We start from the raw sequence: 14379 nt of genomic DNA, 5'->3' as shown, positions 1-14379 counted from the left end.
TTCATTCTGCCTGAGCCCGTGCGTTTCGCCGCGACAGTACCGCAGAGACGGCAAAGGCAATCAGGGTGATGGCAATCAGGATCACGGCAGCGGCAGCCACTGTCGGATCGGTGTTTTCACGGATGCCGTTCCACATGCGGCGCGGCAGCGTGTAGACGCTGTATTTCGAGATGAACAAGGTCACCACGATTTCATCCCAGCTGAGGATAAAGGCAAAAAGCGCCCCGGCAAAAACCCCCGGCCTGATCGAAGGCAGGATCACCCGGCGCATGGTGGTCCAGTTAGAGGCCCCGAGATTCTTGGAGGCTTGTTCAAGCTTAGGATCAAACGTTGCCAAGGACGCGCTGACCGTGATCAGCACCATAGGGGCCGCCAGGATCGTATGTGCAAGTATCAAACCGGCGTAGCTGTCCAATAGACCCAGAGGGATCCATAGCCGATAAAACGCCATGGCGGAAATAATCTGCGGTATGATCAATGGAAGCAGCAGAAAGGCGCGAACCAATTCACTATATCGCGACGAAACCCGCCACAGCCCGATCGCACATAGCGTGCCCAAAAGCGTAGCCAGCGCGGAACAGGAAACGGCAATTACGCCACTTTGGAAAAAGCTCGAAAGCCATTCCTCACTGGTGAACAGCTTCTCGAAATGGCGCAGAGAATACTCTCCCTGTGGCATGGACAAAAAGCGTTTCGGCGTAAGTGAGACAGGGATGGCAATCAGGGCCGGGGTCACCAGAAACAACAGCAGCACCCAGGCTCCCACGCGGTTGAAAAACGAGAAAAGGCCCGGCTTCATCGCGCTGCCCCCCCGAACACCGTGCTCAGTTTCATGAACCGCGACATGATCCAAAGCATCACCAAAACACCAATCAGCATAATGGCCGCCAACATCGCCGCCGTGCCCCATTTCAAGGTCACCAGCAACTGAACCGAGATGTATTCCGCCACCATCAGCACCTTGCCGCCGCCCAATACCGCCGGGGTCACATAAAACCCAAGGCTGAGGATGAAGACCAACAGGGTCGAAGCCACAAGCCCCGGCATGGTCATCGGCAGGTAGACGCGCCAGAATGTCTGGCTTCCGCTGGCCCCCAGGTTGCGCGAAGCGTCCATCACCCTCTGATCAATGGATTGCATCGAGACCAGCAGTGGCAACACCGCATAGGGGATCATGTAATGCACCATTCCGATCAGAACACCCAACTCATTGCGCATGAAGGCGACGGGTTCGGCAATCAGGCCGATGTCCTCAAGCGTGACATTGACCAATCCTTTGCGTCCCAGCAGCATGAGCCAGGCGAAGGTGCGTACGAGAATGGATATCCAGAAGGACACCAATAGCAGCGTTAGCATATAGGTCTTCTGGCGCTGGTGGCAGTGGACCATCGCATAGGCGATGGAATAGCCGAATATGACGCTGAAGAGCGTTGTGATGATGCAAATGCGAACCGTGGTCCAGACAATCCGGATCAACGCATCACCCTCCGTCAGCTTGGCATAGTTGCTGAACCCGGGCTCAGGGTCTGTTACGCTCAGCCAAAGGATATTCAAGATCGGCCCGAGATAGAGCGCGACGACCATCAGCATCAAGGGCGCGATGATCAGCCATCCTGGGTGGATATGACGGTTTAAGGCTTGCATCCAAAGCTTTCGAGAGGGGTTTGGCCGCCCGATACTGCGGATCAGGCGACCAGAAGGTTGAGTGGTCAGCTAATCGCTTCGAGGAAGGCATTCACCGCGTCGCCGCCGTTTTTGCCCCACCACTCCGGATCATTGTAGACGATCTTGTCGATGTTCATGGCCGAGGTGATCGCATAAGGTTGCTGGTCTTCAGGAATCTGACCAAAGGCTTCGGGGTTCGATGGTGTCATGCCCAGGCAATCCAACAGTGCCAACTGCGCCGGAATGTCTTGCGCCGTGGCGATGAACTCCATGACAGCGGCACCCGCCGGGTTGCCCTTGGGCACGATATATGCCCCTGGCATCGCCATCGCCTGATTGTTCACCAGCTTGTATTGACCATCGGTGTCGTTTTCGATGTTGCGACCCCGGTTCTGCCAGATGATCGCCATCGAGACCTCGTTGTTGACCACCATAGAGTGAACTTCCGATCCCGAGCCCCAATAGAGGCTGTCATCCTTGATTGACTGGATCTTGTTCAGGGCCCGATCCATATCGAGCGGATAGAGATCGCTGCCAGCGACTCCATCCGCCATCAATGCGGCCTCGAGCGACCCATTTGCCCATTTGTAGAGCGCTCGGGTCCCGGGGAATTTCTCGGTATCAAAGAAATCGGCCCAGTTTTGCGGTGGATTGTCGCCGTAGGCTTCGGTGTCATACACAAAGGCATACCCGTAGAGGATGATCGACACCCCATATTCCAACGCATAGCCGGGCAGCGTTTTCTCCTTGGACACCACGGAATAGTCAATCGGCTCCAGGTGGCCGGTTGGTCCAAGTGACACGGCGTTGAACAAGTCCGCATCCGCCACGTCGGCAGTCACATTGCCACTGTCGACCATTTCCTTGATCTTACCTTCCAACGGACCAGAGGTGTCAAATTTCAAACCTTTGCCGGTTTTGGCGGTAAAGGCCTCACCGATGGCCGAGCCATGGCATTCTTCGGATTGGCCGCCCCAATTCCACATCACGACATGGTCTGCCGCCGCTTGGGCGTCGCCTGCCAGTACCGCATTCATTGCAACACCCGAAGCACCGCAAAGCGCCAGAAACGTGCGCCGGTCCATACGGCCAGCCCGGAACGCCTGGGCACTTTCGGCAAGCATTTCCTTTTTGAATTGTTTATCGTGCATTTTCTTCCTCCCATTTGATCCGGGATTTGACCCGGCTTTCGGTCGTGACGCCTCTGGGCGTTTTGTGTTGGGGTGCCTAGCCCGTTTGTAGCTCCACTGCTGCTGAATCTTTCCAAAGCAAATCCACACGCAACCCCTCTGCCAGATCAGAGGCGTTGCGCCAGACGTCGATATCGACCTCGATCTCGGCCCCTTCGTCGGTATCCACGATGATCCTCTGCATCGAGCCAAAATAGGTTATGTTGCGAATGGCACCCCTCATCCGGGCCTCGGCGTTTTCGTTGCCAGGCATCAGATCAATTTTTTCCGGGCGCAGGGCAAAGACCTTTCCGTTTTGATGAATAAAGTTCGATTTCCCGAGGAAACTGGCGGTGAACTGATTGATCGGGCGCTCGTACAGCTCTTTTGGCGTTCCGACCTGCTCGATCGCGCCGTCGCGCATGATCACAATGCGGTCAGACATCGACAGTGCCTCTTCCTGATCATGAGTGACATAGATGAAGGTAGTGCCAACGCGGCGATGAATGTCCTTGAGCTGCTCCTGCACTTCGACACGCAGCTTTTTGTCCAGCGCTCCCAGCGGTTCGTCCAGCAACAGCACAGGCGGCGCAAAGCACAAGGCACGTGCAAGGGCCACGCGTTGTTGCTGACCACCAGACAACTGCCCCGGTTTGCGATCTGCAAACTCCTGAAGCTGAACCAGCTCCAGCATCTCGTCGACACGGTTCCGAATTTCGTCGGCGGGGCGTTTACGCACGCTTAGCGCATAACCCACGTTGTCGCGAACAGTCATATGGGGGAACAGAGCATATCCTTGAAACACCATGCCGAAATTGCGCTTTTCGGCCGGCACATCCGAGATGGACGCACCGTCCAGCGCAATCTCACCTTTCGATATGTCGAGAAACCCGGCGATCATCATCAACAAGGTGGTTTTGCCCGATCCCGACGGGCCTAACAGCGTCAGGAACTCTCCGTTTCGGATATCCAGGCAGATGTCGTTGACAGCGCGGAACTGACCAAAAAACTTGGAGACATTGCGAATTTGCAAGCTACCGGTTTGGGTTGGATCAGCCATCCGCCCCCCTCAGGTTCAGTTTGTTGCGCGCCTCTTGCGGTGTCAGGATCCGCCCACCCATCCGTTCGATAATCTCTCGGGCGCGGGTGACAAGCTGGCCGTTTGTCGCCAGAACCCCGCGGTCAAGGTAGATGTTGTCCTCAAGACCGACACGCACATTCCCCCCAAGCGCGACAGCGGCAGCGGCCATCGGCATCTGCCCCCGCCCGATCCCAAAACTGGCCCAGCTGGCGCCTACGGGCAGTTGCGCCTTCATGGCCGCCATGGTTTCCACCGTTTGATCAGCCCCCCATGGAATCCCAAGGCACAACTGAAACATTGGCGGCGCATCAATCAGCCCCTCCTCCACCATTGCCTTGGCAAATCGGATATGGCCGAGATCGAAGACCTCAAGCTCGGGCTTTACGCCCCATTCCTGAACCAGCGCCGCCATCCGGCGCAGTGTCGGTGGCGTGGAAATATAGATCATGTCCGTGTCGGAAAAATTCAGCGTGCCACAATCGAGAGAGCAGATTTCAGGCAGGCATTCCTTGATATGGGCCAACCGTTCTTCTGGGCCGATCATGTCGGTGCCCGGACCGGGCATGGCGGGGTTTGAAGGATCTGAAATCCAATCGCCCCCCATACCTGCCGTAACGTTGATGACCACATCGGTATCGCTTTCACGTATTCGATCCACGATTTCCTTGAAGAGCGCCGGATCGCGCGAGCCCTGCCCCGTTTCAGGATCACGCGCATGCACATGGGCAGCAGAGGCCCCTGCCCTGGCGGCTTCGATTGCCGCATCAGCGATTTCTTTCGGAGTAACCGGCACGTGCGGGCTCTTGCCGGTCGTATCTCCTGCTCCGGTAACCGCGCAGGTCAGCACAACATCGTAGGTCATATCCGAGCCCCCCTTTACACATAGATTGAAGCGCGATTGACAGACAAAGATGTCGATTATCCGCCACAGATTGGGTTAGAGTGACGAAAAATCTGACCAAAGTCTGCTAGGCAAAACCAATGCATGTCGACATCACAACGCATATGGCTCGGGCTAAACGGCATGCCGTATTTGTCGTTGTCCCGCGCTTCAACCTGACCACGCTGATCACCATGATCGAAACCATGCGGATCGCAAATTACCTGGCGCCAGAACCGATGTTTTCCTGGGACATCGTCTCGTTCGACGGTCCTGAGATTGTTGCCAGCAATGGCATGACGACCGCAGTTGACACTGATTGCAGCAGCCTCACTCCGGCGGATTTTGTGTTTGTATTGGGCAGTTGGGGCACTGAGTACTACGAAAACACCACTTTACTTTCCTGGTTGCGAAAACGCGCACGCGCAGGCGAAACTGTTTGCGGTGTTGAATTGGGCAGCTACATCGTCGCGCGGGCAGGCTTGTTGGACGGCAAACCTGCAACTATTCACTGGTCCTGGTTAAGCGGGTTCCGGGAATCCTTTGATCGGGTCGATGTCCACGAGTGTCTGTTCACTATTGACGGCAAGGTAATGACGTGCGCGGGCGGGTTGGCCGGGGTCGATCTGATGCTAAGGCTGATTGAATCCATCAGCGACAGCGGCTTTTCGGGGGAGATTGCAGACCAGATGCTGCATCACCCCATTCGCGACGCCGCCTCACCCCAGCGCAGCACCATGGGTCGAAGCACGGAAACCATGCTGCCGTTAATCCGAGAAGCGATGACCCTGATCGAAGAAAACATAGAAGAGCCGCTCAAAGTGCCCCAAATCGCTGATGTTCTGGGTGTTTCTCAACGCCAGCTCGAACGTCAGTTCAAGAAGAATGTGGGTTGTACCGTCGTGCAATTCGGCTTGTTGCGCCGATTGCAGAATGCTCGCCTGCTGTTGATTTCGACCGACCTCAGTGTACGCGAGATTGCCACCGCATCAGGGTTCAATACACTGTCACATTTTGCCTATTCATTCGGTAAATTCTTCGGCCGGCGCCCATCCGAATACCGTGAGGCATGGCCGAAAAGCGAGCCGGCACCCAGCTGGCCCGGATCACTTTCGGATTTCTTGTCCATTTTGAACAACATCCCGGCGCAGGGTCATCCCCCGCGAGACTGACGCAGGGCATTCAGCACAGCAACTATTTCGCGATCCCGTTGGGCTGCCATGTCCTCGAAATCTCGGTCGCCGGAGACAGCGTTGCAGCCATCGACCATGCGATCGCGCAATTCCTTCGTCAGCTCAGGTGCCTCCAACCGGGTCCAGGGCAACTTCAGCGCCGGGCCGAACTGATCCAGGTTGGTGGCCATGCCTCCGGCACCACAGGCCACGTGAAAAGCCATACACTGACCCTGCGAGACCATACGAGGCGCCGGGCCGTTCATGAGTGCGATGTCGATGTCTTCCGGCGTTGCCTCTCCATTGGCGACCATATGCAGGGCCTCTCGCCAAAGCGCCTCTTGCAGTCGGGTCGCGACAAAGCCGGGGATCTCTTTTTTCATCATCAACGGGGCCTTGCCCGCGATTTCGTAGAATTTCCCGGCCCAAGCCACCGCCTCTGGTGATGTCTGTTCGCCGCCCACGATTTCGACCAGCGGTAACAAATAGGGTGGATTGAAGGGATGGCCGATCACACAGCGTTCCGGGGTCGCGCAAGTCGCTTGGATGTCGGTCATCATCAAGCCGGACGTGGAAGAGCCAATCACGACGTCTGTTGGCAAAATGAGCCCGAGTCGTTGATAAAGTGCCTGCTTGATCTCAAGACGCTCGGGCGCGCTTTCCTGCACAAATTCGGCGCCGTCCAGCGCAGCCTCCAAATCTGTAACGATGCGCAAGCGGTCAAGCGACGCACCGGCGGCAAGCCCCAAATCCGTCAAGCTCTTCCAAGCAGTGCGTAAGATTGCGTGAAAGGCATCGGATTCGCTTGCGTCATGCAAATAGGCGGTCACATCATAGCCACGCGCAAGAAAATGCGCTGCCCAGCCGCCGCCGATTGGGCCGGCTCCAATGCTGGTGATGCGAGTGATTGAGGAGGGGTCAGGATACATCACTCACCCTTGAATTTGGGTTCACGCTTTTCGACAAAGGCCGCGACACCTTCTGCCGCGTCGTCAGATTTCAGCATCTTGCGGTAGATCGGCATCGGATCGGTTCGCATCTTGTGAAAGGCCTGTTCCAGCGGCACGCACTCGATCTCTCGCTGCACTTCTTTGACAGATTGCATCGCAAGAGGCGCTGACCAGGCAATCGAGGCCGCCCATTCCCGGGCCGCTGTCATCAATTGATCCTTTGGGACCACCTTGTTGACCAATCCGTAATGCGCTGCCTCTGTAGCAGTCATGCGACGGCCTAATAGAAACATCTCCATCGCGATATTGTGTGGTATTCTCCGAGGCAGGCGTTGTAGCGCCCCCGCATCCGGAACGATGCCCAAAGGCATTTCAGGCAAGCCAAATTCCACATGTTCCGCCGCAATCAGCAGATCACAGGCCATGGCCATTTCGAACCCGCCGCCGATGGCCAGACCGTTGATGGCAGCGATAACCGGCTTGTTGAGCGCCCAATTCTCGGTCAGACCCGTGAACCCGCCGAACCCGTAGTCATCACTCTCCCACCAGTTGTCGAGCTGCATCTCACCCTCATTCAGGGCCTTCAAATCCCAACCGGCCGAGAAAATCCGATCTCCTCCCCCGGTCAGGATCGCGCAACGCAAGTCTTTGTTCTCGTGCAACTCCTGAAACGCCGCGGCCAAGGCCTGACTGGTGGGAACGTCGATGGCGTTTACTTTGCCCCGCTCTAGTGTGATTTCCAGAACGTGGCCGTCACGGTGTGTTTTGACCCCTTCTGCCATTGCTTCAGTCCTCCTTGAATTCCGGCATGACCTCGTCGCAGAACATGCGCAAGGATCGCTGCTGCGCCGCGTGATCAAGCCCCATCGAGGCATAGTAGATGAACTCGTTCACACCGAGCCCCTGATATTTCTTGAGCTTTCCAATCACACGCTCAGGTGAACCGAACATTAGGTTTTCTTCCAGCATCAAGGGATCATACTGTTCCCGGCCCTCCAACTGATCCAACGGAATGGAAGCAGGAAAACCATCTTTGACATCGCCCAAATTGCGATAGAGGTTTTCGAACTGGCTCAGCAATCGTCGCACCGCCTTCATCGCGTTTTCGCCATCGGCCGCATTGTCGTAAACGCTGGAATGGCGCATCAGCGCAAAACGTGGCACCCAGCCATTATCCGCTTTTTCAATCGCCTCATCGAGTTGCTTTTTGTACAGCTCGGCCTCAGCGAACGGGCGGGTGAAAGGCCAGCAATTCACGTGGCAGCGTTCACGCATGGCGTAGTCATAGGTGATCGGCGAGCGCGCCGCGACCCAAACCGGAACCTCGGCTTGCAATGGTTTGGGCACCGAGGTTGATGTCGGGAATTGCCAATATTCGCCTTCATGCGCATAATCGCCCTTCCACAACTCGCGCACCGTGGGCAGCATCTCTTGCATATAGCGCCACGCATCAGATTGCTTGAGGCCCGGCTTCATGCGATCGAACTCGCGCTGATAGGCACCTGACCCGATACCAAACTCCAACCGACCGCCGCTTAAAAGATCCAGCATCGCGGCTTCACCGGCCAGGTTAATCGGGTGCCAGTACGCAGCGGTCGCCACCGCCGTACCAAGCCGGATCCGGCTGGTCTCGGATGACCACCAAGTCAGCAGTTGGAACGGGTTGGGCGCAATCGTCATTTCCAGCGCGTGATGCTCAGCAGCCCAAACGATATCGAAACCGCCATCCTCGGCGATTTGCACCATCTCCAATGTGTGGCGCGCGACGTCTTTCATATCAAGACTGTTGTCGATCCGCTCCATGTTTACGGCAAGTTGGAATTTCATGCTCACCTCCCTCAGCGCATTACAAACGGGTTCGCCATCGGCTCATCCGATGTGTTCATCCAGACCGTCTTGGGCCGGGTGTAATCGTAGATCGCCTGGAACCCGCTTTCGCGGCCATAGCCTGATCCTTTAACGCCACCAAACTCCGCTATCGGCGACACAACACGGTAGGTGTTCACCCAGACGATGCCGGCACGCACTGCATTTGCCATGCGCAAGGATCGCGCGCCGTCGGTGGTAAAGATGCCCGCCGCCAGCCCATGTTCGGTATCGTTGGCCAGTTCCAGCACCTCAGATTCGGTCTTAAAACGCTGGACGCAAAGTACAGGGCCGAAAAGCTCTGTATCGACGATACGCAGATCCTGCCGTGGGCAGTCGATGATGGTTGGCTCGAAATATAGCCCTGCTTTGCCTTCCGGCTGCTTGCCCCCCACCAGAACTGTGCCGCCCTCTTCCTGAGCGAAGGCAACCTCGCGTTGGATGTGGTCCAACTGTCCGGGGGTGCAAAGCGGCCCCATCTGAGTTTCCTCGGCCAGTGGATCGCCAATGAGGATCTGCTGCGCCTGCGCCACCATCCTGTCGAGAAACTCATCCGCGATGTCCTCGTGCAAGTAGAGCCGCGATCCGGCGACGCAGCTTTGCCCTGTCGCGCCAAAGATACCGGCAATCGAGGCATTGACTGCACTTTCGATATTGGCGTCATCAAAAACAACGAAGGGCGACTTGCCGCCCAGTTCCAATGAGACCTCGGCAAAGTTGCGTTTTACGTTTTCCAGCACATGGCACGCGGCATTTGGGCCACCGGTAAAAGAGACGCGCGCCACCAGTGGATGCCCGGTCAAAGCCCGTCCACAGGGCTCACCATGACCCGTTACGATGTTGACCACACCAGGCGGGATACCGGCCATTTCGACAAGTCGCCCAAACTCCAGCATGGCCGCGCTGGCATGTTCGGATGCTTTCAGAACAACCGTATTCCCGGCAGCCAATGCCGGGCCGATCTTGACCGCTACAAGGAACAATTGCGAATTCCAGGGCACCACGGCAGCAACCACGCCCAGAGGCTCGCGCTTGGTAAAGACAAACATGTCAGGTTTGTCGATGGGCAGTGTCTCGCCGCTTACCTTATCCGCACACCCAGCAAAAAACTGGAAAAACTCGGCAATGTATTTGGCTTGCCAACGCGTTTCCTTGAGCATCTTGCCGGTGTCGATGGATTCAGTTCGTCCCAGCTCTTCGGAATGATCCGCCAGAAGATCGCCCAGCTTGCGCAGGCATTTGCCGCGCTCGGTCGGTGTCATACGCGCCCACGGCCCGCCGACAAAAGCAGTGTGCGCCGCGGTGACTGCGCGGTTGATATCATCCTCGGTTGCCTCTGGTACACGGCTCCAGACCTCACCATTGGCTGGGTTGACGCTGTCAAAAGTACCGCCATCCGCAGCGTCGACCCAGTCGCCATCAATCAGCATCTGATAGTTTTTGACATCAGCCATGGCGTGCCTCCCCCCTGATTGTTGCCTCCCTATTCATGTCTGCTTTCGCGCCTCAGGGTTATGAAAATACGACGCAGTCTGTCGAAAAATCCGGGTCTCGCATCCGATCATGGGTGCAGGCTGTTCCGAAGGGAGGCTTGGAAATGGGTAGCAAAAAGCAGGTTATCGGAGGTCCACTGGAAATTGGCGGACGGGTTCTGTCGCTGTCCCGCGCCATTCGGGCAGGTGATTTCGTTTTTCTGACAGGGCAAATTCCTATGCGAGACGGCGTGCCTATGACCGATGGCACCGTCGAAGAGCAGACCCGCGCAGTTTTGGACGACATCACCAAGACACTGGCCGAGGCAGGCTGCACCCGCGACGATGTCATCAAGGCCATGGTCTGGCTGCGGGAGCGCAACGATTTCCCTGGATTTAACGCCGTCTACGCCGACTATTTTCCAGTTGAGCCTCCAACCCGGTCGGCTGTGGTCAGCGATCTTCTGGTGGATGCCCGCGTTGAGGTCGAAGTCGTGGCCTATCGCCCCCTCAAGGACCAATCCTGATGGGCATAACACCAGACGGAACCCATTTCAAAATGACAGGACAAGAAGGTGCGCCTGTTGTGGTAATGATCCATGGGCTGGGCCTGAACCAGGATTGCTGGCAATGGACGATCCCTGCACTGTCTGGTCGCTTTCGCGTTCTCACCTATGATCTATATGGTCATGGGCAAAGTGCCCCGCCACCCGAACGCCCCAGCCTTTCAATGTTTTCACGCCAGCTAGAGAGCTTGCTGGACCACTGCGCCATCCAAAGCGCGGTTATCGCAGGGTTCTCGTTGGGTGGCATGATCGCGCGTCGGTTTGCTCAGGATGTGCCGCAACGGGTTTCAGCTCTGGTGATCCTTCATTCCCCTCACAAACGGACCGACGCCGCACAAGAGGCAATCTTGAAACGGGTGGAACAGGCACGGCGGGACGGACCAAAGGCAACGGTCGAAGCTGCGCTGAACCGGTGGTTCACCGATGCGTTCCGCCAGTCCAACCCTCGTATGATGGAGACGGTTCGTGACTGGGTCATAGCCAATGACAAAGCAATTTACCACACCATCTATCGCGTGCTGGCCGATGGTATCGACGAAATTGTTGCGCCAAGCCCGCCGATTTCTTGCCCTGCGCTGGTGATTACTGGTGATGAGGATTTCGGCAACGGGCCCGACATGGCCTTTGCCATCGCAAGCGAGATTGCGGGGGGCAGTGCACTTATCCTCCCGGGACTGCGGCATATGGCACTTGCTGAAGACCCGGACGCAGTGAACAAGCTACTCCGCAGCTTTCTCAACAATCTGGATCTGAAGCCATGAGCACCAAAATCCTCAAAGGCCTGCGTGTGTTGGATTTGAGCCGGATGCTTTCAGGTCCCTATTGTACAATGCATCTGGCGGATCACGGGGCCGAGGTGATCAAGATCGAAAGCAAGCATGGCGACACCAGCCGCGGCAACGGACCGTTCCGTCAAGACGATCCGGATCATGCCTGGGCCGGCTACTTTGTAAGTCTGAACCGCGGCAAGAAAAGCGTGCAGCTTGATCTGAAATCGCCCGAGGGCTGCGCGACTTTTCGAGAACTTGCGGCAACGGCGGATGTCATCGTCGAGAATTTCCGCCCGGGTGTGATGGAGCGCCTTGGCCTATCTTATGAAAGCCTTGCTGCCGACAACCCCCGGCTCGTCTATGCCGCGATCCGTGGCTTTGGCGACCCGCGCACAGGCCAAAGCCCCTATGCCCACTGGCCTTCGTACGATGTGGTTGCGCAGGCCATGGGCGGTCTGATGTCCGTCACCGGACCGAAAGCTGACACACCCACCAAGACCGGACCTGGGGTGGGTGACATATTCACCGGCATGATGATGGCTTTCGGTATCATGGCCGCCCTGCGCGAGGCCGAAGCGACAGGCATAGGGCAGTTTGTGGATGTGGCCATGTATGATGCCATGATCTCGCTCTGCGAAAGAATGGTGTATTTGCATGACGTGACAGGAGAGGTGCCCGGACCGGAAGGCAACGGGCATCCATTCCTTTCCCCGTTTGGCCTCTACCCTGCAGCCGATGGCCACATCGCGCTTGGTATTGTCGATGATGCGTTTTGGCAGCTTTTGACACGGCTGATGGGGCAACCGTCACTTGGACAAGATGACCGCTTCTCCACAAGGGCGGCCCGGGCCAACCATGCTTCCGAAGTCAACAAAATCGTAAGCGATTGGACCCGACAACGGACTAAGGAGCAATTGACGGCAACACTGGGTGGCCAGGTCCCGTTCGGCCCGATGAACACTATCTCGGACATCGCGGCCGACCCTCATGTAGCCAGCCGCGGCATGCTGGCGAAGGTCCCGCATCCGGATGCGGGACATGAACCTTGGATCGTGGCAGCAAACCCGTTGCGGTTCGGTCGGCACCGCCGAGGTGCACTGACGACCCCTCCTGCGCTAGGTGAGCACAATAGCATTCTGGAAGGATTGACCCCACCGGAGTCGACGGAAACCTTAGCCGGGAAGGCGCTGCGCGACGCCTTCGGGCGCTTTGCCACCGGTGTGACAGTGGTCACTACCCGGCAGCCGGACGGGACCCCGCGCGGGTTCACGGCGAACTCATTTACCTCCGTTTCTCTCGACCCACCTCTACTCCTGGTTTGTGTCGGTAAGCAGGCCTTGTCCTTTGAAACCTTCCTGCAGGCGGATCATTTCTCGGTCAACGTCCTGGCGGACGACCAAAAAGAAATCTCGGGCCTTTTCGCGTCTCAATCAGCCAAAAAATTCGATATTGCAGCCTGGCAACCTGACGCGCGGAACATGCCTACGATCGACGGCGCGCTCGTCCGGTTCAGCTGTGCCCGACACCGATTGGTCGATGCAGGCGACCATCTGATCCTGATCGGCCGCGTGGAGGATTTCGAGACGCGCGAGGGACATCCGCTGGGCTACTTTCGCGGTGCCTATTTCGATTTAGGGCTCAACAGTGCGCTGACAGAGGCCGCTACGGCAGGTGGCGTGACCGTCGGAGCGGTACTAGCCAACGAAGATCAGGTTCTACTCGCCGTCGACAAAAGCGGGCACATCACAGTGCCGGTTGCTCCTGCAAATAACAATTCTGCAGATGGGCTGATCACCGATCTGTCAAACCGAGATTTGATTGTAGAGCTGGCGCATCCTTATGCGGTTTATCGAATATCCAAAAGCGGTACGCAGCGGATCATCTACCACGGTAGCGTTCACGGGCAGGCCCCTGACGGCATGCAGTACTTTGATCTCGGCGACTTGCCGCTGGAACGCGTACGCGACGGGGCTGAAAATTCGATGTTGCGCCGTTACGCACAGGAAAACAGCCACGGTACATTTGGTTTTTACCACGGAACTGAAGTCGAAGGCGTCGTACACACACCGTCCGGGCACCACAGTTATCACGTTTGACAGGAGAACTAAAATGATCCCCGAATTGCGCAAGGTAGTCACCTTTGATGAGGATATTCACACAGAAGGAGGCCGACCTTCGGAACCCGTGTTGCGCATGATCGGCGTGGCAGCGGTGGTCAGAAACCCTTGGGCAGGACGTGGTTTTGTCGATGATCTTTCGGCAGAGATTCAGCGCATGGCGCCGGTTCTGGGAGAGATGCTCACCAACAGGCTGATAGCTCTGGCGGGGTCGGGCGATGCGATAGAAGCCTACGGAAAAGCCTGTATCGCCGGGACAAGTTGTGAGATTGAACATGCCTCCGCGCTTATTCACACCCTGCAATACGGAAATTTTTATCGTGAGGCAGTGGGTGCAAAAAGCTACCTCGGTTTCACAAACACTCGAGGGCCCGCAAACACCCAAATTCAGATCCCGCTGATGGACAAACATGATACCGGGCGGCGGTCGCATTACCTGACGGTGCAGTTCTCGATCTACGACGCGCCGGATGTGGATGAACTTGTTGTGGCACTGGGGGCATCGACCCGTGGTCGCCCGCACCACCGGATCGGTGACCGATACTCAGACCTCGCTGCCTTGGGAAGGGATGTGGAGAACCCGGCTGGGGTTTAGTTTGTTTCGATAAGTATCGCTTACCGTATATCAAAGATGCGGTTGCCAGATCCTAAAGAGAAGTCCCCACTGCCTT

At 56.9% G+C, this 14379-nt stretch carries 14 protein-coding genes; 5 read left to right on the top strand and 9 right to left on the bottom strand.

The genetic code is table 11. The features are described from left to right. Window position 1: 1 nt before the first annotated feature. The 5 genes from RUE5091_RS00180 to RUE5091_RS00160 form a co-directional block, all read right to left on the bottom strand. Window positions 2-799, bottom strand: a complete 798-nt coding sequence (locus RUE5091_RS00180; RefSeq protein WP_058279878.1) for an ABC transporter permease — start codon at window positions 797-799, stop codon at window positions 2-4. After that, window positions 796-1644 carry an ABC transporter permease gene (locus tag RUE5091_RS00175; RefSeq protein ID WP_058279877.1) on the bottom strand — a complete coding sequence of 283 codons (849 nt, stop codon included), beginning with the start codon at window positions 1642-1644 and terminating at the stop codon, window positions 796-798. The genes RUE5091_RS00180 and RUE5091_RS00175 overlap by 4 nt, the downstream gene beginning before the upstream one ends. A 65-nt stretch (window positions 1645-1709) precedes the next feature. Next, window positions 1710-2816, bottom strand: a complete 1107-nt coding sequence (locus tag RUE5091_RS00170; protein ID WP_058279876.1) for an extracellular solute-binding protein — start codon at window positions 2814-2816, stop codon at window positions 1710-1712. A gap of 76 nt (window positions 2817-2892) precedes the next feature. After that, on the bottom strand, window positions 2893-3894 hold the full coding sequence (locus RUE5091_RS00165; protein WP_082643491.1) for an ABC transporter ATP-binding protein: 1002 nt from the start codon (window positions 3892-3894) through the stop codon (window positions 2893-2895). Continuing rightward, complete coding sequence (locus RUE5091_RS00160) at window positions 3887-4777, bottom strand: beta-keto acid cleavage family enzyme (protein ID WP_058279875.1); 891 nt, start codon at window positions 4775-4777, stop codon at window positions 3887-3889. The genes RUE5091_RS00165 and RUE5091_RS00160 overlap by 8 nt, the downstream gene beginning before the upstream one ends. Before the next feature lie 119 nt (window positions 4778-4896). Between RUE5091_RS00160 and RUE5091_RS00155 the strand changes: the two genes are divergently transcribed. Next, on the top strand, window positions 4897-5967 hold the full coding sequence (locus RUE5091_RS00155) for a GlxA family transcriptional regulator (RefSeq protein WP_058279874.1): 1071 nt from the start codon (window positions 4897-4899) through the stop codon (window positions 5965-5967). Here RUE5091_RS00155 and RUE5091_RS00150 read toward each other — a convergent pair. The 4 genes from RUE5091_RS00150 to RUE5091_RS00135 are packed head-to-tail and all read right to left on the bottom strand — an operon-like array spanning window position 5949 to window position 10237. Then, window positions 5949-6896 carry a 3-hydroxyacyl-CoA dehydrogenase NAD-binding domain-containing protein gene (locus RUE5091_RS00150; RefSeq protein ID WP_058279873.1) on the bottom strand — a complete coding sequence of 316 codons (948 nt, stop codon included), beginning with the start codon at window positions 6894-6896 and terminating at the stop codon, window positions 5949-5951. The two genes, RUE5091_RS00155 and RUE5091_RS00150, sit on opposite strands and share 19 nt — an antisense overlap. Beyond that, window positions 6896-7699, bottom strand: coding sequence for a carnitinyl-CoA dehydratase (locus RUE5091_RS00145; RefSeq protein WP_058279872.1), 804 nt, complete (start codon window positions 7697-7699; stop codon window positions 6896-6898). Before RUE5091_RS00145 ends, RUE5091_RS00150 begins: the two co-directional genes overlap by 1 nt. 4 nt (window positions 7700-7703) lie before the next feature. Continuing rightward, window positions 7704-8744 (bottom strand): LLM class flavin-dependent oxidoreductase, encoded by a 1041-nt coding sequence (locus RUE5091_RS00140; protein WP_058279871.1) that lies wholly within the window; start codon window positions 8742-8744, stop codon window positions 7704-7706. Window positions 8745-8755: 11 nt separating this feature from the next. Beyond that, window positions 8756-10237, bottom strand: a complete 1482-nt coding sequence (locus RUE5091_RS00135; RefSeq protein WP_058279870.1) for an aldehyde dehydrogenase — start codon at window positions 10235-10237, stop codon at window positions 8756-8758. Window positions 10238-10380: 143 nt separating this feature from the next. On the opposite strand from RUE5091_RS00135, the gene RUE5091_RS00130 reads away from it, so the two are divergent. From RUE5091_RS00130 to RUE5091_RS00115, 4 genes are read left to right on the top strand one after another with little or no spacing between them, the layout of a single operon-like run. Further along, complete coding sequence (locus RUE5091_RS00130; RefSeq protein WP_058280324.1) at window positions 10381-10782, top strand: RidA family protein; 402 nt, start codon at window positions 10381-10383, stop codon at window positions 10780-10782. Continuing rightward, on the top strand, window positions 10782-11582 hold the full coding sequence (locus RUE5091_RS00125) for an alpha/beta fold hydrolase (RefSeq protein ID WP_058279869.1): 801 nt from the start codon (window positions 10782-10784) through the stop codon (window positions 11580-11582). The genes RUE5091_RS00130 and RUE5091_RS00125 overlap by 1 nt, the downstream gene beginning before the upstream one ends. Continuing rightward, a complete protein-coding gene (locus tag RUE5091_RS00120) occupies window positions 11579-13687 on the top strand; it encodes a CoA transferase (protein ID WP_058279868.1) in 2109 nt (702 codons plus the stop codon). The genes RUE5091_RS00125 and RUE5091_RS00120 overlap by 4 nt, the downstream gene beginning before the upstream one ends. A gap of 13 nt (window positions 13688-13700) precedes the next feature. Beyond that, a complete protein-coding gene (locus RUE5091_RS00115) occupies window positions 13701-14303 on the top strand; it encodes an amino acid synthesis family protein (protein WP_058279867.1) in 603 nt (200 codons plus the stop codon). The last annotated feature ends 76 nt before the right edge of the window (window positions 14304-14379 follow it).

The organism is Ruegeria denitrificans, assembly GCF_001458295.1.
GTDB lineage: Bacteria > Pseudomonadota > Alphaproteobacteria > Rhodobacterales > Rhodobacteraceae > Ruegeria > Ruegeria denitrificans.
This window is presented reverse-complemented; position numbering and strand designations above follow the sequence as displayed.

Coding starts and splice junctions, on each gene's coding strand:
- RUE5091_RS00180 (WP_058279878.1), bottom strand. CDS start 799: ATGAAGCCGGGCCTTTTCTCGTTTTTCAACCGCGTGGGAGCCTGGGTG.
- RUE5091_RS00175 (WP_058279877.1), bottom strand. CDS start 1,644: ATGCAAGCCTTAAACCGTCATATCCACCCAGGATGGCTGATCATCGCG.
- RUE5091_RS00170 (WP_058279876.1), bottom strand. CDS start 2,816: ATGCACGATAAACAATTCAAAAAGGAAATGCTTGCCGAAAGTGCCCAG.
- RUE5091_RS00165 (WP_082643491.1), bottom strand. CDS start 3,894: ATGGCTGATCCAACCCAAACCGGTAGCTTGCAAATTCGCAATGTCTCC.
- RUE5091_RS00160 (WP_058279875.1), bottom strand. CDS start 4,777: ATGACCTACGATGTTGTGCTGACCTGCGCGGTTACCGGAGCAGGAGAT.
- RUE5091_RS00155 (WP_058279874.1), top strand. CDS start 4,897: ATGCATGTCGACATCACAACGCATATGGCTCGGGCTAAACGGCATGCC.
- RUE5091_RS00150 (WP_058279873.1), bottom strand. CDS start 6,896: ATGTATCCTGACCCCTCCTCAATCACTCGCATCACCAGCATTGGAGCC.
- RUE5091_RS00145 (WP_058279872.1), bottom strand. CDS start 7,699: ATGGCAGAAGGGGTCAAAACACACCGTGACGGCCACGTTCTGGAAATC.
- RUE5091_RS00140 (WP_058279871.1), bottom strand. CDS start 8,744: ATGAAATTCCAACTTGCCGTAAACATGGAGCGGATCGACAACAGTCTT.
- RUE5091_RS00135 (WP_058279870.1), bottom strand. CDS start 10,237: ATGGCTGATGTCAAAAACTATCAGATGCTGATTGATGGCGACTGGGTC.
- RUE5091_RS00130 (WP_058280324.1), top strand. CDS start 10,381: ATGGGTAGCAAAAAGCAGGTTATCGGAGGTCCACTGGAAATTGGCGGA.
- RUE5091_RS00125 (WP_058279869.1), top strand. CDS start 10,782: ATGGGCATAACACCAGACGGAACCCATTTCAAAATGACAGGACAAGAA.
- RUE5091_RS00120 (WP_058279868.1), top strand. CDS start 11,579: ATGAGCACCAAAATCCTCAAAGGCCTGCGTGTGTTGGATTTGAGCCGG.
- RUE5091_RS00115 (WP_058279867.1), top strand. CDS start 13,701: ATGATCCCCGAATTGCGCAAGGTAGTCACCTTTGATGAGGATATTCAC.